Raw genomic sequence first — 17,125 nt, forward strand, 5'->3', positions numbered from 1 at the left:
TACGGCATCTCCTGGGGCGCCATGGGGGCGGCGGAGGACTGCTGGTTCCGCGCCCGGCAATACGGGCTCGATCGCAAGCAGTTCGGCAAGCCTTTGGCCGGCACCCAGCTTTTCCAGAAGAAGCTTGCCGACATGCAGACCGAGATCGCGCTCGGGCTGCAGGGGAGCCTACGCGTCGGGCGTCTGATGGATGAGGGCAAGTTTGCCCCTGAGATGATCTCGATCGTCAAGCGCAACAATTGCGGCAAGGCGCTGGAGATTGCGCGGGCCGCCCGCGACATGCATGGCGGCAACGGCATCCAGATCGAATATCATGTGATGCGCCATGCGCAGAACCTGGAGACGGTCAACACCTATGAGGGCACGCACGATGTCCACGCCCTCATCCTGGGCCGCGCCCAGACAGGGCTGCAGGCGTTCTTCTGAGCCAACTTTCCGGCCTGGTATTGGATGTCGCTGTTTTCCTGACTACAGACGAAAGGGAACACGATGAACGGCGCTGACATGCTTTGCGACGTATTGCTGGTCAACAACGTCGATGTCTGCTTCGCCAACCCCGGCACCTCGGAAATGCACTTCGTGGCAGCGCTCGATCGCAAACCTGCAATGCGTTGTGTGCTTGGGCTCTCGGAAGGCGTGGTGACCGGTGCTGCCGACGGCTATGCGCGCATGGCCGACAAACCAGCCGCCACGCTGCTGCACACTGGGCCGGGTCTCGCCAATGGCCTTGCCAATCTGCACAACGCCCGCCGCGCCCGCACGCCGATAATCAACGTGGTGGGCGACCATGCCACCTATCACCTGGCCCATGACGCCCCATTGACCAGCGATATCGAAAGCCTCGCGCGACCTATGTCGCACTGGGTCGGCCGCATCGCTGACGCGGCCGACGTCCGCGCCAGAACGGAAGAAGCCTATATGGAAGCGCTGATGAGACGCGGTGTCTCCACTATGATCCTGCCGGCCAATGCTGCCTGGGGCGATGTCAAGCCCGAGGCGCTTTCGCCGGTGACGCTGCCGGAACGGCCGGCTATTTCGAGCGCAGCCTTGTCGGCTGCTGCCACGGCTTTGCGCGACGGAAAGCGCACTGTCATCATACTTGCCGGGCGGGCTCTGCGCGCCAATGCCCTGGAAACCGCAGGCCGAATATCGGTCGCCACCGGTGCGGCTTTGTTCTCGCAGACGTCCGACCGCACCGAACGCGGGGCAGGGCGTGTTGCGGCGCGTCCAATCCCCTACAATGTAGATCAAGCAATCGCAGCGCTGCGCCAATTCGAGGTCGCGATCTGTGTCGGCGGCAAGCAGCCGGTCAGCTTTTTCGCATACCCAGGCAAACCGAGCACCATGCTTCAGCCCGATTGCAAGGTCATTGAATTGGCGGGCCATGAAAGCGATCTCGCTAAGGTGCTCGACGCGCTGGCCGAGGAAATCGGGATACGAAAGGACTCGCCTTTCGCCCCCAACCGCTTCACGCAGCACGAGATTGCAGCTCCCACTGGCGAGCTGAATGCCGACAGCATCTCCGTCGCGGTTGCGCATGCCCTGCCGGAAAATGCCATTATCTGCGAGGAATCCATCACATCCGCCGGTCGGCTGGCGGCGCTTGCACCGGGCCTCAAACCGCACGATCATATTCCGCTTACCGGCGGCGCCATCGGCGAAGGCATTCCGCTGGCGGTCGGCGCCGGCATTGCCTGTCCGGATCGCAAGGTGATTGCCCTGCAGGCCGACGGCAGCGGTATGTACACTATTCAGGGCCTGTGGACACAGGCGAGGGAGGACCTGGATGTGCTTACGATCGTCTTCTCCAATCGTGGCTACTCCATTCTCAAGGGTGAGATGCGCAATGTCGGCGTGAATGATTTCGGCCGCAATGCCCGCCGTATGCTGGAGATAGTCGATCCTGCACTCGATTGGTGTTCTTTGGCCAGGGGCATGGGCGTGGAAGCCGCGCGGGCTGAAAGCGCAGACCAGTTTACGAAGCTATTGAATATCGGGCTTTCTCGCCGTGGCCCCTTCCTGATCGAGGCGCTGATGGCCGGTTAATGCCCTATGACGGGCAAGTGCCGAAGCACGCCACCTCCTGTTTCGCCACGCATCTCTGCCATCCGCCGAGATCGGTAATCTCTTTGGGTCAGTCGGCGCACAGGGGAGGCGGTTTGAGCTTGAATAGCGGTGTTATGCACGGTTGAAAGTACAGCGCGGTAGTGCTCTACTCAACCGGGATCTTTTTTGGGTCAAGGCATAGCTCGGAAAAGTAAAGCGCGGTGAACAGATCAGCGGCACTAATGCCTTACTGTACATAGCCTTGCCTGTACGGCGCAATCAGTCGATGACACGGCGGCGCGGCCTTTTCGAGCGATTTCATGTAGCTGATCTATATCCTGCGCGGAATGCAGCTTGTCTATATGTGGTGTCGATCAATGCAAGGTCACACCTTTTGCTCAAGAGTCGTTCCCTGAAATATCTGCCGCGGGCTGCTGACCATATGTCCGATATTGCGAGCGCACAGTCCTCATCTCGGCTTCGTCAAGGAGCACGGGCGAGGCGATTGTGTGTGCCTTGAGATACTGGCGCGCGAGAGTTTCGAGCTTGGCTGCGTTTGCCACCGCCTTGTCCGCCGAATCGGAGAAGCAGATCATTCCATGATTGGCGAGCAAACATGCATTGCGGCCCTGCAATGCTTGAACGGCTGCCTGTGCAAGTTCGCGGCTGCCGAAACATGCGTAGGCGGAACAGGGCACGTCGTCGCCTCCGAAGCTTGCGATCATATAGTGAAAGGCAGGCAGCGGCTTGCGCAGACAGGACAGGGCGACGCAATTGTCGGGATGTGCATGAACCACCGCCTGAGCCTCAGGAAAAGCCTTGTAGATTTCCGCGTGCATGTTCCACTCGCTCGACGGGCGCCAGCGCCCAGAATGACCACCATCGAGAGCACATTCGACGATCATATTCTGCTTCAAGTCGCAACAGGCGATGCCGGTTGGCGTAATGAGCATCCGGTCTGCGTAGCGAACGCTGAGATTTCCCGCAGTGCCGCTGTTCAGCCCCAGCCTATCGGCTTGCAGACATGCGTCGATCAATACGGCGCGCAAATCTTTTGAGCTCATGTCGTGGCCTCCCGGAGCTGTTGATGCTCATCATTGAGCGGGATATCTAAATGATGTATGATATATCATAAGGGTCGTCAACTTGGTTTCCCCATGGGGATCGGATCAATGCGGCGCAGCACGACGATCAACGCAGATTCGATCATCCCAACAAGGGACTTGCTCGAATAGGATACATGATATATCGAAATGCAAAGATAGCGATTCAGGAATGAAAAGATGACAGCACAATCTCCCGATGCCGCCTTGAGGGCCCGTGCGGAAAAAGTGATTCCGGGTGGAATGTGGGGGCATCAAAGCGTCAGCAGGGTTCCGGCCGGCTATCCGCAATATTTTGTGCGGGGAGAAGGGTGCCGCACATGGGATGCGAATGGCCGTAGCTACATTGATTACATGTGTGCTTGGGGTCCCATGATTTTGGGGTATGGCGATCCGGATGTCGAAGAAGCGGCGGCACGGCAGATCAAATTGGGCGACGGTTTGAACGGCCCCACTCCCAGACTGGTCGAACTGGCCGAATTGATGATCGATACGATCCCGCACGCGGATTGGGCACTGTTTTCAAAAAATGGGACCGACGCTACCACCGCCTGCGTTACTATAGCACGTGCGGGGACACGCAAGCGCAAGATACTGGTCGCAGAGGGCGCTTATCACGGAGCGATCCCGTGGTGTACGCCATCTCTCGAAGGGGTGACCGCAGAAGACCGCGCCCATATTGTCTATTACCAATTCAATGATGTCGGCAGTCTCGAAGCCGCTGCCGACAGCGTAAAGGGGGATCTGGCGGCAATTCTCGTGTCGGCGTTCAAGCATGATCTGGGAAAGATGCACGAGATGCCAACGCTGGAATTTGCCCGCGCGGCGCGGAAGATGGCAGACGAGGCCGATGCCGCGTTGATCGTCGATGATGTCCGAGCGGGGTTCAGGCTGGATCTGGGCGGAAGCTGGGAGTTGGTGGGGGTGCGTCCCGATCTGGCCGCATGGAGCAAAGCAATTGCAAATGGGCGTGCGCTTGCGGCGGTGACGGGCAATGACCGGTTTCGGAAGGCGGCGGCGAGTATATTCACCACTGGTTCATTCTGGACGGCAGGGGTTGCCATGGCTGCTTCCATTGCAACCATCACCAAGCTGAAGTCCTCGGACGCGATTTCGCTTATGACGGCTTCAGGTCAGCGGTTGCGAGATGGAATACAGGCGCAGGCCGAGAAATACGGTCTCCCCTTGCGTCAGAGTGGGCCGGTGCAGATGCCGGTCTTCCTGTTCGAGGGCGACAAGAATTGCGTCATGGGAACCAGATTTTGCGTCGAGGCCCTCAAACGGGGTGCTTACTTTCACCCGGCACACACGATGTTTCTGTCGACGGCGCATACGCCCGAAATAATCGACGAAACCCTTCAGATTACCGACGAAGCGCTGAAAATCGTCGCTCAGGTTGCCGATTTCGAGCCGGTATAAGCAATCCAATAAACTGCGATTGGAAAGGAAATGCTCATCGCAAGGCCGGTGAGCCAACGGCTCGGTCCGGTTCAGGCTTTACATTGCCTGCGGCTTCACGCCTGAGATCCTCACTGTCTATTTCGCCCGACTCGATCTTTTCCAGCAGCCGTACAAGGCCCACGCCGCCTTCCTTCAAATCGTTCTGCATGGCCTGACGCACTGCGACGGGATCACGCCTGCCCAGCGCACTCAACACGTTCAGATGTTGGTGCTTTCCGGGATAGGTAGGACGCGCATGGGGGTATTGAAAATTCACGAGTGGACCGTTTCGCAACCAGATACCCTCAATTAGCGCAAGAAGCTCCGGCATCTCCGCGGCACGATAGATCGTATGATGGAACTTCCAATTGGCCAGCAGCGCATCCGGCCAACGGCCTTCATCCTCGGCCTTGATGAGTTCCTCATGGAACCTGTGAAGCTTCTGGATGGTATCGTTGTCGATCTTGGAAGTCGCAACCTCGCTGGCCATGCCTTCCAGATGCAAACGAATGTCGCGTAGTTCCAGATACTGGGCCAGACTCAATTGCGCGACCGTAATTGATTTGGCGGCCTTCATCTCTAGGCCTTTTTCGCGCACGAGTTGCATCACCGCTTCGCGCACCGGTGTTTCGGAAACACCCATGGCCGCTGCCAATTCGCGAATCTTGAACCGATGGCCGGGCCAGAATTTGCCTTCCATTAATGAGGCTCGCAATTGATTGTATACGCGAGAGGTGAGGTTATCGCGCGCTATGGTTTGAACGCCTTGTTGCATGGACCTTTGGTTCGCTATCTTTTCGGGTGCTCTATCAGAATTGCGATACAAAATATATCATGGATTTCACGCTGCCGTGTCCGATGCGTTGCCTTGAAAAATATATCATATATAAAATTGATGCTATTATGTTGCGCCTGGCGCGTTGTCGCGCCGTGAGGCGAGGATGGCGAAATGGAACTGTCTGGCCGGCTGGGCATAATTGCTGACGATTTCACGGGTGCGCTTCTTGTGGCGGGACTTCTCGAAGGGGCCTCCATTCGCGCACCGGTCTATTTCAGGTCCGATTACTTGCCGGAGCAGCACGACGCCAGCGTGCTTATAATTGCGACGCGCTCGCGTCTTTTGCCGGTCGATGAGAGCCGGAAGATCATATCGCAGGCCGCGAATGCATTGAAATCTGCAGGGTGCGCATCAATCATCTACAAGGCGTGCGCGAGTTTCGATTCGACCGAACTGGGGAATATCGGCCCAGCCGCGGACATACTTTCGGACTTGGAAGGCGGCTTACCTGTCCTGATGAGTGCGGGCTACCCGGTATTCGGATGCACAGTACATCAGGGCTATCTTTTCTATCGCGAGCGGCTGGTTTCGGAATCCATCAAGGCGCAGGATCCGTTGACTCCAATGAGTGACCCGGATCTGGTTCGTTTTCTTTCGTTGCAGACCCGTTCCCCGGTAGCACTGCTTTCTCACAGATATCTGGTCCAAGGCTTTCAGGCTGCGTGCGAACGGTTTCGAATGCTTGTTGACGATGGCGCGAAATATGTGCTTGCCGATACGAGTGACGATAATGATGTGGACATTACCGTTCGCCTCGCGGTTGAAAATAATGTCGTTCTCGTTGCAAGCGATCCTGTCATCGAGGGCTTTGCGCGTCTATTCGCTCGGCAGGCAAATGCGCCCGTATCGAACGGTGTGCCGCAGAAGATCGGCGGGCCGGGAGCGGTGATCGTGGGAAGCGTGGGGCCGACCGCCTCGGCGCAAATCGCGGCCTTCGCGGAAGAACATCCTTTTTACACCATCGGCCTGCTCGATCCGCGCGGAGAAAATGCGGTGGTTGAAGCGGCTTTGGATTGGGCACGCAAGAACATCGGGGATCGGCCATTTGGTGTTTCGACCGCCAGGGAATATTCGGACGTGGCAAGGGCACAGTCGGTTCTCGGTCAAATTGAGGCCGCGCGCAAGGCCGAGCGCCTGCTTGCAGGAATAGCAAAGGGCCTGTTCGAGATGGGAGTTCGCCGTCTGGTCGTGTCCGGCGGAGAGACATCCGGGGCCATTATAGATGCTTTGGGCATAGAAGAAGTGACAGCGCTACCACCTACGCAACTGGGCAGCGGCTTTTGCCACGCCGCCTATCCGGCCCCGATGATGCTGTTCCTGAAATCCGGCAAGCTGGGCTCCGACGATGTGTTCGCCAAAGCCCTGGACCAAATGCGGGAGAAGGGCTGAAACGACCGTCCGCGCGGCTTTCGCGCAATGCGCGCGGCTGTCCCCAAAATGTATACGTCACCTGCAATTGTACCGTGGATACGGTGTTGACAAGGCAATTACTGAATGTAGATATATCATATAACTACAAGCAAAGGAGATCATGGATGATCACGAGAACCGGCCCGATGTCGATAGGCCACAAGGCCGTTGAGCATGGAGGTATGGTCTATGTCGGCGGTTTGATTGCAACTGATCTCACCAAGGACATGAAAGGCCAGACGGCGGAGATTACGGAAAAGATCGATGCGGTTCTCGCGGAGCAAGGCACGGACAAGACACGTCTGCTTTCAGCGACGATCTTCGTAACGGATCTCAACCAGCGTCCATTGATGAACGAAGCGTGGGCCGAATGGCTTCCGTCCGACGTCCGGCCCGCGCGTGCGACCATTGGCGTCAACGATCTTGGCAACGGGGTGTTGATCGAAATCACGGCGGTCGCGGCAAAATAAGCTCAGGGCCGGAAGGTGCCTGAGGGCAGGGCGAGAATAAAAGCAGGGCGAGGCTTGCCATTGCAGAATTCGGGGTAATCGGTCCGGGCCGCACCGTGTTCAAGCGTCCCAAGTAATGGGAGACTGCCATGAGATTTCTGAGAAGGAATGTTCATTCGATCTTGTTTGTCGCAGCGATGGCCACGACGGCATTGCCCGCCAGCGCCTACGCTGCCGGTGAGGTCGTGTTCGGTTGCTGGGGTGGAGCCTCTCAGGCGCGCTTTCAGGAAAAGATGCTGCCTCCGTTTGAAAAGGCAAACAACGTCAAGGTTCGTTATGTTCCGGGCGTATCGACCTATTTTACTTCCCAGATGCAGGCCCAGCGCAATGCGCCCGAACTGGATGTCGTGTGTCAGGATGACGGGCCGCAATCCGTAGCTCGTGAGCTCGGTCTCCTTGCACCCATAGACGAAACGACTGTTCCGAACCTGAAGAATGTCGTGCCGGCGGCGCTCGGTGTCGATAATATCGGCGTGGGATATGGAATGCTCGCCATGGGAATCGTCTATTCGCCGGAAGCACTTGAGAAGGCCGGCGTCGAGCCTCCCAAATCATGGAACGATCTCGCCGATCCCCGGTTCAAGGGGCGTATCGTGATGTCATCGATCGATGCGACGCCGGGTCTGTTTGCGCTTCTTATGCTGGCCAAGGCCAATGGCGGCGATGTGAACAACATCACGCCCGGCTTCGAAAAGATGAAGGAAGTTTCGGAAAATGTGATCGAGTTCACCAAGGGCGCAGACTTCAGCCAATATTTCCAGCAGGGTGAGGCGTGGGTAACGGTCTGGACCAATTCGGAAATGGCCCGCTTTGTGAATTCGACCGGGTTCAAGCTCAATTTCGTCTATCCGACCGAGGGCGCGCCCATCGTTATGCCGATGCTCAACCTCGTCAAGAATGGCCCCAATCCGGAGATGGGCCAGAAGCTGATCGACTATCTGATGAGCGATGAAATGCAGACATTCTTTGCACGCGAGTCGCGCATCGGACCGTCCAACAAGAATGTCGTTCTGCCCGCCGATGTCGCGGAGGGTCTGACTTATGGCGACGAGGCTATCAGCAAGCTCGACAAGCCTGATTGGTCGGTCATCAATGCCAATCGTGCGGCTTGGACCGAGCGTTGGAATCGCGAAATCGAACGTTGAATCTTGATTGTCTGACAAGACATCCGGATCAAACCGGTCTTGATTGGACCCCCCGGCGGTGACCGTTGCGTGGTCGCCGCATCTGGGCCGCATTGCGGCCATTGCGAGAACATTGGCATGGAATATCTGCACGTCGCCGGTCTTGAACACTCATACGGTTCGCAGCGCGTACTTGAAAACGTATCCTTCTCAATAAGGGCCGGCGAGCGTCTCTGCCTTCTGGGACCGTCCGGTTGTGGCAAGACCACGACGCTTCAGGTGCTGGCGGGCTTTGTAAAGCCCGACCGCGGGCAAGTCACCATCAAGGGCGAGCCTCTGGATGGGATGCCCCCTGAAAAGCGCAACATCGGCATAATGTTCCAGAATTATGCCTTGTTCCCGCACATGTCGGTTTTTGACAATGTTGCGTTCGGCCTGCGAATGCGCGGTCTGGAGAAGAAGGAGATTACGACAAGGGTCGGGGATGCGCTGACTCTGGTACGTTTGCCGCACACGGCTTCCAAACGGCCCGCGCAACTTTCCGGCGGTGAGCAGCAGCGCATCGCTTTTGCGCGCGCAATCGTCATACGTCCGCGGCTGCTGCTGTTGGATGAGCCATTCAGCAATCTTGACGCGCGGCTCAGGCTCGAAATGCGCACCGAGCTTCTTGACCTGTTACGCGAACTGGATGTGGCGACCGTGATGGTCACGCACGATCAGGAAGAAGCGATGGCGATCGCCGATCGGATCGCCGTGATGTACAAGGGCCGCATCGAGCAGATCGATATCCCGAATGAGGTTTATAGCAATCCGTCGAGTCTATTCGTCGCCAGGTTCGTTGGAGAAACGAATGTATTCGACGGTCGCGCGATGGGCCATGACAAGGTTATGGTGGACGGACTGGGCGAATTTTCCGTCCGCAAAAACCAATCGATAGCCAATAATTCGAAGGTCAAGCTGCTGGTCAGGCCGGAGCATATCGAACTGGCCGAAAAGGCGGATATGAATGGTCAGTGGAATACGGTTGAGGGCACCGTGGAGCGTCTGCTGTTCCTTGGTCACAGAACCGAATGGGTCGTGCGAAAGGGTGAGGCGCGCTTTCTGGTCTGGCAGAGCCAGCCTCATTCCTTGATGAGAAAGGTTGGCGATACGGTGACGCTGCGTTGGCGCCCATCGGATTGCTTCCTCGTCGCATCGGAACATGTCAATGCATAAATATGCGCTTTCTAGGCGCGGATGGCTGCTTCTGCTCATACCTCCGCTCATCGTTCTGGGACTGCTTTATCTGCTTCCTGTATTCAACCTCATTCGCATCAGCTTCGTCGAATATGATCCGCAGGTCGGGATCATTCCCAATTACCAGTTGGGCAACTATGTCGAACTCCTCGGCGACGGATTTTACTTTGAGGTGTTGTGGAGGACGATAAGGCTGAGCCTGCTGACCACGCTGTTTTGTGCCTTGCTCGGTTATCCAATCGCCGTCTATCTCATCCGCTCCACCGGCTGGCGGCAAACTGCAATGTTCATCATTCTGCTGATGCCGCTCGTCACCAGCGTAACGGTGATGTCATATGGTTGGTTGATCCTCCTTGGCCGCAACGGGGTGATAAACCTCACCCTCGCCGGATTGGGCATCCTCGATACGTCTCGACAACTCATGTATAATGAGACGGCAATCGTTGTCGGCCTGGTGCATGTTCTTGTGGTGTTCATGGTCATATCCATCGCCGCATCGCTCCAGAGCATCGACCAATCATGGATACGTGCCGCGCGGGGACTAGGAGCCTCCCCAGCCACGGCGTTTCGAACCATAACCTTTCCATTGAGCTTGCCGGGCCTTCGCACGGGAGCATTGCTGGTTTTCGTGCTGAGCATGAGCGCCTATGCAACCCCAACGCTGCTGGGCGGAACGCGGCACAAGTTTCTGTCCTATCTGGTCTATCAACAAGCCATCAGCCTCTACAATTGGCCAAGTGGCGCGGCAATGGCGGTCGTCCTGCTAATTTCGACAACCGTTCTTCTCTTCATTTCCAGCCTTTATGCGCAGATCGGAGCGATGCGCGCCAACCTCAGGACGAGCAAGACTGGAACCATATCCGGTTCGATGAACGCAGGAAGCGAGACATGATCCTTCGCGCCTATGTGCTCCTGTTCGTGATCTTTCTGATTTCGCCGATACTGGCAATCAGCATCGGATCGCTGACTGAAACATCCTTTGTCGTCTTTCCGCCGCAGGGCATTTCCCTAAAGTGGTATTTCGCGGCATTGGAACAGAGAGCGCTTCTTCAGTCTCTCGCCTTCAGCCTTGTGCTGGGGGCAATCAGCGCCACTGCGGCCACGGTGCTTGCTCTGCCGCTCGGGCTGGCGATCGTCCGGTTCTCCAGCCGGATCAATAATGCCGTCTACCTTCTGGCCATGACGCCGGCGATGCTTCCCGCTGTTTTTCTGGGGCTGGCGTTTCTCATCGGATATTCATGGGTGGGATTTGGCGGCAGCAGCTGGCCATTGATTGCCGCACATGTCGTCATGACAGTGCCATTCGCTCTTTCACTCATTCTGGTCGGGCTGCGCTCGGTGGATGGGAGTCTTGAGCTGGCGGCCCGGAGCCTCGGTGCGTCGCAGTTTCGGACATTCGTGCTGATAACCCTGCCATTGATACTTTGGAGCCTTGCCGCAGGTTGGGGTTTTGCCTTTCTGATCTCGTTCGGCGCGCTCGAAGTATCGCTCTTTCTTTCCACATCCACCACGGTGACGCTTCCGGTTCAGATCTACACCACGCTCGATTGGTCGCCCCTCGACCCGACGCTGACGGCAATCTCGTCGGGCGTCGTCATCATAACACTGGCGGTGCTAGTCATCACGGCGCGGACCGTGCAGATGGACAGGTTCCTGAAAAGAGGACGCAGCTAGATGAACTCCGGCTACACGGCGCAATCGGTGCCACAAGGCAAAACAATTGCGGTCATCGGTGCGGGTATCGTCGGCATATGCTGCGCTGCCTATTTGGTGCGGGAAGGACACAGGGTCATCCTGTATGACCGCCGCGGGCCCGGAGAGACGACGTCTTTCGGCAATCTGGGCGGGGTCCAGAGCCTGGCAGCGACTCCGCTCAGCCTTCCCGGCATGTTGAAGGACGTACCGGGCTGGATACTCGATCAGGAAGGTCCCCTGGTTATCAGGCCAAGGCATTTTCCGCGCGCAGCCGGATGGCTCTGGAAATTCTGGCGTGAATCCAGTCTTGAGCGTGTTCTCCACAATGCACGCGCTCTGAATGCACTCAACAGCCATTCGGCGACGTCTCATATTGAACTCGCCAAATGGGCCGGAGTGAGTGATCTCATACAGGTTCCGGGGCAGCTTTATGTCTGGGTTTCGCGCAAGAACTATGAAAAGGCGCAAATCTCGCGGAAAATCTGGAACTCGAGCGGTCACGATCTGATCGAACTCAATGCCGACCAGATTGGCGAACTGGAACCGGACCTTGGTCGCCGTTTTGAAGTCGGTCTCAACATTCCCGGAAACGGCTATTGCCGCAATCCCTATCGCCTTTGCGTCGCGATTGCCGACAAGGCGATAGCGGAAGGCGTCGAATTTCGCCGGGAAGAGGTCAATGGCTTCGTGCTGAACAATGGCGGCATCGGCGCTGTTCAGACGGATCGTGGTGTGCAGCAGGTCGATGGCGTCGTCATGGCCGCGGGCATGTGGTCGAAGCGCCTGCTGGCGAGTCTCGGCTACTCGGTCCCGCTTGAAAGCCACCGTGGGTATCACGTCACGATTTCCAGTGCGAAAACGACCCTTTCGCGCATGTTGATGGTGATTGACAGGAAGGTTGCGATCACGCCGATGGAGACCGGTTTGAGAATCGGCGGCACGGTGGAACTGGCCGGACTGGATGCGTTGCCCGATTATCGCCGTGCGCGCAGTTTTCTGTCGATCGGCGCTTCGCTGCTTCCTGGACTCGACACCAGCATGGCGACGGAGTGGATGGGGCATCGACCCCAAACGCCGGACACTGTGCCGATCATTGGCAAAACCGACCGGATTGCGAACCTTTTCCTTGCGCTCGGCCACGGTCAGATGGGTCTGCTGGGTTCGGCGCCGACCGGGCGTCTCATTGCGGATCTGGTGGCCGAACGGAAACCATACATCGACGTTACACCCTACCGGATCGAACGCTTTTCGCGTTAAGCCGCCGAAGCGAGGTTGAGGCTATGTTTTCATCCTTGGCGAATCCATCCGGCGAACAGGTGGAAATCACGTTGTTCGGTCGTGAGGTGCTCGTTCCGGTAGGAGTCACCGTGGCGGCGGCCATGCTTCTGAGCGGGGAGATTGCGGGGCGTGAAAGCCTGTCGGGCGCCTCACACGGCCCGTTTTGCATGATGGGCGCCTGTTTCGAATGTGCCGTTATTATCAATGGCAAGACGAGGGTTCGCGCGTGCATGACTGAGGTCCGGCAGGGCATGAAAGTGGAGCGCTCGCGGCATGTCGAACACTATTGAAGACAACGAGGTTGACCTTCTGATTGTCGGGGCCGGACCTGCGGGAATGGCCTCGGCTCTTCAGGCGCGCGAATTGGGGATTCAAACGCTGGTGGTTGACGAAAAGGGGCAACCCGGTGGGCAAATATACGCGGGGCATCACGGCAGTCCGGATTTCGACCGGTCCTTTCTGGGAAAGGATTATGCCAAGGGCCGTTCGTTGATCGATGCGTTCATGGCCTCGGATTGCCGCCGCATGTTCAAATCTCTGGTCTGGGATATTTCTCAGGATGGCCACGCCTGTATGTCGGATGGTAGCCAAACGAGTTTCGTGCTCGCGCGGCATGTCATCTTGGCCTCCGGCGCGCTTGAGCGCGCCTTTCCATTTGAAGGATGGACGCTGCCCGGTGTAATGACCGCAGGGGGTGCACAAATCCTGCTGAAGACGGCAGGGATCGTGCCGTCACATCCAGTCGTGCTGGCAGGTTCCGGGCCGTTGCTATTGCTTTTGGCAACGCAATTCCTTGCCTGCGGAGTGCCTGTTTCAGCCGTCCTCGATACGACACCTGCATCGAATTGGCGAAGGGCAACTCCGTTTTTGGCCGGCTTTCTTTCTTCGCGCCTTGCCGCAAAAGGGGCTGCGATGTTGCTGCGTTTGCGTGCATCAGGCATTCCGGTTCTGGGTAGGGTCACACAAATCCGCGCAATCGGCAATGGCAAAATCGAGACGGTGGAATATAGACACGAGGGGCAAATCGGACGGCTGCAGGCCGAAACTCTGATTGTGCACCAAGGTATTGAGCCGGAGACGCGCTTGGCGCGGGTCGCAAATGCGAATCACGCTTGGGATGCGCGCACAAGAAGCTGGTTGCCCGCATGTGACGAATTTGGCCGGACGAGCATACCGCATATATCGGTGGCCGGGGATGGCCGTGCCATACTGGGTGCCGACGCGGCACCTGCCACCGGCCGCATTGCGGCGATCGATGCGGCGTTTGCCCTTGGCCGCATCGACAGAGACACCCGCCAGCGGCTGTCTGATCCCTTGTTCAAGGAATTGCGGAGGTTGGGGAAACCCCGGAAGTTTATAGATGCTTTGTTCTCACCATTTCCGGGTCTGTATGACAATCTGAATGACAGCACACTCGTGTGCCGTTGCGAGGAGATCCCCGCAGCACGCATACGCGAGGAAGCGCGGCGCTCATCAGCCGACATCAATTCCGTCAAATCCCGCTTGCGTTGCGGCATGGGCCCTTGTCAGGGCCGTTTCTGCGAAACGACTGTGCGCGAATTGCTGCTTCGAACAGCGGTCCCTTCCTGTCAAGAGGTTGGCCAACTGCGTATTCGCCCGCCGATCAAACCTGTCGGCGTGGAAGAGATAATCTCGCTTGGCGTCAAGGAAATCCCGCCGGAATCACGAATACCGCTGGAGCCAAGGGCATGAGAACGTCTTTTGACGCAATCATTATCGGGGCGGGAATACATGGGTGTTCTCTCGCCATGCATCTTGCGGTTCGTCAACTAAAGGTCGCAGTTTTTGAGCAAACCTATCCGGCGCGTCACGCCTCGGGTGTCAATGCGGGCAGCGTGCACCATATTCCGCGCCTTACGGCGGAGTTGCCGCTTGCCGAATTGACGTTGAAGATGTGGCACGGAATCAAGGATCTCCTCGACGGTTATGATTGCGGATACCGGCAGGTCGGACATCTCAAAATCGCCGAAGCGGATGAAGACATAGAGCCGATGCACAGGATCGCTGAGGGAGTCGAGCGGCACTGTTCGATCAAGGAGGTTCACCTTGACAGGCAATCGCTCTTTCGGCTTGAGCCGGAGTTGGCACGCAACTGCATAGCGGGGATTTTTTCGCCCGAATGTGGATATGCTCAACCGGCTCGCACCGTCCACGGTTTTCGTGCGAAGGCGGAGCGCCATGGCGCGCAGTTTTTCAACAGTTCCCGGATCACAAATGCCCGGCGCAGGGGGCGCGTATGGGAGGTCTCGACGGCAAAGGACGTATTCGAGGCGCCGATCGTCGTTAATTGCGCTGGTGCCTGGGGGGAGCAGGTCGCTGGCTGGGCCGGTGATAAGGTGACGGTGCGCCCGGTGGCTCTGATGATGACGGTCCTTGCACCGATGCGTCCGGTGATGAGCACGGTCATTGGCTTGACGCGCAGAATGCTTTCAATCAAGCAGTTCGAGAATGGCACGGTTGTGATCGGTGGCGGGTATCGAGGGACGCCTGAGATGGAAACCGGTCACACGACGCTCAATTATTCAAAGCTCGGCTATAATCTGCGGGCAGCTACGGAGGTTTTTCCCGTTCTTGCACAAGGACAGGTTGTGCGAAGCTGGAGTGGAATCGAAGGGCTCTCGCCCGATATGCTTTCCATTATCGGGCCGAGCGCGAATGAGGAAGGCTTCTGGCATTCCTTCGCTCATTCCACGCACGGGTTTTATCTCGGACCTGCCGTCGGACGCGTTCTGGCTGAAACCATCGTCGGCGAAACACCGGCGGTTTCGCTGACGCCATTTCATATTGCCCGCTTCATGTCTTCCGGTTCGGCATGACGTTCATATCTTAACGATCCGCACCATCAAAGTCTGGGATCAAACATCTAGCGCTTTCATGTGCGGTAATGTTTGGGTGTGAGTTCGAACAGGCGACCAAAACCCGAGGCCCTGGGATCAAGACCGGCAAGTCTCATCGCGCCCCATGCCCCCGCCATAGCACTCGAGATGACAGGAACGCCGCAGGCGGCCTCAAGCATCGGAGTGACCGGCATAGTGCGCAGGCCGCCACACGAAATGAACAAAGCATCGGCCGAAGGTGCAGCTTCGAAGGCTTCGCGGCCAAGCCAGACGAGATCGTCGCTGCTCACGGCCTGGATCGCCTCGACATCGGCGATGTCGAGCGCGCGCAGGCTCAAAATTTCGAAGCCCGCCCATTCCAGATAGCTGGCCAGGCGGCGGTTCACGTCGTCGCGATAGGCTGTGGCAACGGCGAGACGGCGGGCCCCGACGATGTTCAGCGCGTCGATCACTGCGCTGGTCATGGTCGACGCGGGCAAGCCTGTCGCCTCCTCCATCGTTTCGATCAGGGCTGCATTGAATTCCGGCCCACGATAGAAGCTCAACGAGGTCCCCATCAGCGAGACGGCACGGGCACCGCGGGTCTTGAGCGTACGCGCGAGATCGGCGACATGGCCGATCACGGCGTCATAGCCCTCCGCTGAGAGCCGCTCGAGTGCCAGACCGCAGGCAAGGAAGCGCGCACGATCACCGTAGAGGGCTGGCGGCTCTGGCGGTACGGCACCATCGGCCGGCGGAACGATCATCCCGATGGTCGGCAGTTGCGACATGGATGTTCCTCCTTTCCTTAGCCCTTGCCCCCGCCGGCAGCGGAGGCGCGCCGTGCGATCTCGCGCACCGCTTCCGTCTTCGGCACGAACCCCAATCCGGGAGTGTCCGGCATTTCCAGCTTGCCGTCTCGCGGGACAGGAAGCCCGTCAAAGATCTGCTCGCAGACCGCGACGGCGGGCACGTGATATTCAACCAGCCCGCCATTCGCCACGCCGGCATGCAGGTGCGCATTATGGAAGGGCCAACCACCACCATTGGCGATGGATGTCGCGAAGGCCTCGGCCATTCCGGCTATCTTGTGAGTTTGCGTGAACCCGCCACCGATTACGACATTGGGCTGGAGCACATCGACGCTGCCTGCGCATAACAGCTCGCGGAAGCGATAGGAGAGGCCCTCGTTCTGTCCCGCCGCCAGAGGTATTGGGCAGCGGCTGCGCAGGTCGGAGAGGCGCGCTACATCGTTGCGCAATACAGGTTCCTCGAAGAAGTCGATGTCGTACGGCGCCACCGCCTGGGCAAGCTTAAGAGCGTGCAAGGGGTCGAGATTGCAATTGGCGTCGATGAAGATGCGCGGGCCTGGACCGATGGCATCGCGCACGGCTTTGACCCGCCGCGCATCCTCGGCGATCAGATCGGAAACGCTTTGCCGGTCGCGACGGCGGGTGGCTTCTGCGGCAACTGTCATCTTCAGGCGCGTAAAGCCTTGGCCCACCCACTGGCGCGCCGAGTCGACGAGCTGATCGATATCAAGGAAATTGAAGCCGCAGGTCACGTAAACCGGCACCTGAGGCCGGGCACCGCCGAGCAGCCGCCAAAT

At 58.0% G+C, this 17,125-nt stretch carries 17 protein-coding genes; 13 read left to right on the forward strand and 4 right to left on the reverse strand.

The features are described 5' to 3' along the window. A partial coding sequence (locus tag L598_RS16595) for an acyl-CoA dehydrogenase family protein (protein ID WP_281407398.1) occupies positions 1-426 on the forward strand: 426 nt, incomplete at its 5' end. A 63-nt stretch (positions 427-489) separates the two neighbouring features. Further along, positions 490-2,046, forward strand: coding sequence for an acetolactate synthase large subunit (locus L598_RS16600; protein ID WP_144864328.1), 1,557 nt, complete (start codon positions 490-492; stop codon positions 2,044-2,046). 398 nt (positions 2,047-2,444) lie between these two features. Here L598_RS16600 and L598_RS16605 read toward each other — a convergent pair whose 3' ends face one another. Then, positions 2,445-3,110 (reverse strand): class II aldolase/adducin family protein, encoded by a 666-nt coding sequence (locus tag L598_RS16605; protein WP_144864330.1) that lies wholly within the window; start codon positions 3,108-3,110, stop codon positions 2,445-2,447. 219 nt (positions 3,111-3,329) lie between these two features. Here L598_RS16605 and L598_RS16610 point away from each other — a divergent pair, with 219 nt between their 5' ends. Beyond that, entirely contained in the window at positions 3,330-4,568 is a 1,239-nt protein-coding gene (locus tag L598_RS16610; RefSeq protein WP_144864332.1) for an aminotransferase class III-fold pyridoxal phosphate-dependent enzyme, read from the forward strand. Positions 4,569-4,602: 34 nt separating this feature from the next. On the opposite strand, the gene L598_RS16615 is transcribed toward L598_RS16610, so the two are convergent. After that, complete coding sequence (locus L598_RS16615; protein WP_144864334.1) at positions 4,603-5,364, reverse strand: GntR family transcriptional regulator; 762 nt, start codon at positions 5,362-5,364, stop codon at positions 4,603-4,605. Between the two features lie 174 nt (positions 5,365-5,538). Here L598_RS16615 and L598_RS16620 point away from each other — a divergent pair, with 174 nt between their 5' ends. The 10 genes from L598_RS16620 (at position 5,539) to L598_RS16665 (ending at position 15,516) form a co-directional block, all read left to right on the forward strand. Further along, positions 5,539-6,816 (forward strand): four-carbon acid sugar kinase family protein, encoded by a 1,278-nt coding sequence (locus tag L598_RS16620; RefSeq protein ID WP_281407409.1) that lies wholly within the window; start codon positions 5,539-5,541, stop codon positions 6,814-6,816. Positions 6,817-6,983: 167 nt separating this feature from the next. Next, the gene (locus L598_RS16625) at positions 6,984-7,307 is read left to right on the forward strand and encodes a RidA family protein (RefSeq protein WP_348642771.1); all 324 of its coding nucleotides are present in this window, start codon (positions 6,984-6,986) and stop codon (positions 7,305-7,307) included. Between the two features lie 128 nt (positions 7,308-7,435). Beyond that, positions 7,436-8,491 carry an ABC transporter substrate-binding protein gene (locus L598_RS16630; RefSeq protein WP_144864338.1) on the forward strand — a complete coding sequence of 352 codons (1,056 nt, stop codon included), beginning with the start codon at positions 7,436-7,438 and terminating at the stop codon, positions 8,489-8,491. Positions 8,492-8,608: 117 nt separating this feature from the next. After that, positions 8,609-9,685 (forward strand): ABC transporter ATP-binding protein, encoded by a 1,077-nt coding sequence (locus tag L598_RS16635; RefSeq protein WP_144864339.1) that lies wholly within the window; start codon positions 8,609-8,611, stop codon positions 9,683-9,685. Further along, a complete protein-coding gene (locus L598_RS16640) occupies positions 9,678-10,598 on the forward strand; it encodes an ABC transporter permease (protein ID WP_186445074.1) in 921 nt (306 codons plus the stop codon). The genes L598_RS16635 and L598_RS16640 overlap by 8 nt, the downstream gene beginning before the upstream one ends. Then, positions 10,595-11,380, forward strand: coding sequence for an ABC transporter permease (locus L598_RS16645; RefSeq protein ID WP_144864344.1), 786 nt, complete (start codon positions 10,595-10,597; stop codon positions 11,378-11,380). The genes L598_RS16640 and L598_RS16645 overlap by 4 nt, the downstream gene beginning before the upstream one ends. Next, a complete protein-coding gene (locus L598_RS16650) occupies positions 11,381-12,658 on the forward strand; it encodes an FAD-dependent oxidoreductase (RefSeq protein WP_144864346.1) in 1,278 nt (425 codons plus the stop codon). 23 nt (positions 12,659-12,681) lie between these two features. Further along, positions 12,682-12,969 carry a (2Fe-2S)-binding protein gene (locus L598_RS16655; protein ID WP_144864348.1) on the forward strand — a complete coding sequence of 96 codons (288 nt, stop codon included), beginning with the start codon at positions 12,682-12,684 and terminating at the stop codon, positions 12,967-12,969. Then, positions 12,953-14,392: an NAD(P)/FAD-dependent oxidoreductase gene (locus L598_RS16660; protein WP_144864350.1), complete on the forward strand. Its 1,440-nt coding sequence runs from the start codon at positions 12,953-12,955 to the stop codon at positions 14,390-14,392. Before L598_RS16655 ends, L598_RS16660 begins: the two co-directional genes overlap by 17 nt. Beyond that, positions 14,389-15,516 (forward strand): FAD-dependent oxidoreductase, encoded by a 1,128-nt coding sequence (locus L598_RS16665; RefSeq protein WP_144864352.1) that lies wholly within the window; start codon positions 14,389-14,391, stop codon positions 15,514-15,516. Before L598_RS16660 ends, L598_RS16665 begins: the two co-directional genes overlap by 4 nt. A gap of 56 nt (positions 15,517-15,572) precedes the next feature. Here L598_RS16665 and L598_RS16670 read toward each other — a convergent pair whose 3' ends face one another. Both L598_RS16670 and L598_RS16675 read right to left on the reverse strand, forming a co-directional pair. Continuing rightward, positions 15,573-16,307, reverse strand: coding sequence for an arylmalonate decarboxylase (locus L598_RS16670; protein WP_144864354.1), 735 nt, complete (start codon positions 16,305-16,307; stop codon positions 15,573-15,575). A gap of 17 nt (positions 16,308-16,324) precedes the next feature. Continuing rightward, positions 16,325-17,125 (reverse strand): mandelate racemase/muconate lactonizing enzyme family protein (locus L598_RS16675; RefSeq protein ID WP_144864356.1); only part of this gene is annotated, 801 nt, incomplete at its 5' end.

The sequence above is a fragment of the Mesorhizobium sp. J18 genome (assembly GCF_007829525.1).
Lineage (GTDB): Bacteria > Pseudomonadota > Alphaproteobacteria > Rhizobiales > Rhizobiaceae > VLJP01.

Excerpts from the sequence above, each read along its gene's own strand:
- L598_RS16600 (WP_144864328.1), top strand. The coding sequence starts at position 490 with ATGAACGGCGCTGACATGCTTTGCGACGTATTGCTGGTCAACAACGTC.
- L598_RS16605 (WP_144864330.1), bottom strand. The coding sequence starts at position 3,110 with ATGAGCTCAAAAGATTTGCGCGCCGTATTGATCGACGCATGTCTGCAA.
- L598_RS16610 (WP_144864332.1), top strand. The coding sequence starts at position 3,330 with ATGACAGCACAATCTCCCGATGCCGCCTTGAGGGCCCGTGCGGAAAAA.
- L598_RS16615 (WP_144864334.1), bottom strand. The coding sequence starts at position 5,364 with ATGCAACAAGGCGTTCAAACCATAGCGCGCGATAACCTCACCTCTCGC.
- L598_RS16620 (WP_281407409.1), top strand. The coding sequence starts at position 5,539 with ATGGAACTGTCTGGCCGGCTGGGCATAATTGCTGACGATTTCACGGGT.
- L598_RS16625 (WP_348642771.1), top strand. The coding sequence starts at position 6,984 with ATGTCGATAGGCCACAAGGCCGTTGAGCATGGAGGTATGGTCTATGTC.
- L598_RS16630 (WP_144864338.1), top strand. The coding sequence starts at position 7,436 with ATGAGATTTCTGAGAAGGAATGTTCATTCGATCTTGTTTGTCGCAGCG.
- L598_RS16635 (WP_144864339.1), top strand. The coding sequence starts at position 8,609 with ATGGAATATCTGCACGTCGCCGGTCTTGAACACTCATACGGTTCGCAG.
- L598_RS16640 (WP_186445074.1), top strand. The coding sequence starts at position 9,678 with ATGCATAAATATGCGCTTTCTAGGCGCGGATGGCTGCTTCTGCTCATA.
- L598_RS16645 (WP_144864344.1), top strand. The coding sequence starts at position 10,595 with ATGATCCTTCGCGCCTATGTGCTCCTGTTCGTGATCTTTCTGATTTCG.
- L598_RS16650 (WP_144864346.1), top strand. The coding sequence starts at position 11,381 with ATGAACTCCGGCTACACGGCGCAATCGGTGCCACAAGGCAAAACAATT.
- L598_RS16655 (WP_144864348.1), top strand. The coding sequence starts at position 12,682 with ATGTTTTCATCCTTGGCGAATCCATCCGGCGAACAGGTGGAAATCACG.
- L598_RS16660 (WP_144864350.1), top strand. The coding sequence starts at position 12,953 with ATGTCGAACACTATTGAAGACAACGAGGTTGACCTTCTGATTGTCGGG.
- L598_RS16665 (WP_144864352.1), top strand. The coding sequence starts at position 14,389 with ATGAGAACGTCTTTTGACGCAATCATTATCGGGGCGGGAATACATGGG.
- L598_RS16670 (WP_144864354.1), bottom strand. The coding sequence starts at position 16,307 with ATGTCGCAACTGCCGACCATCGGGATGATCGTTCCGCCGGCCGATGGT.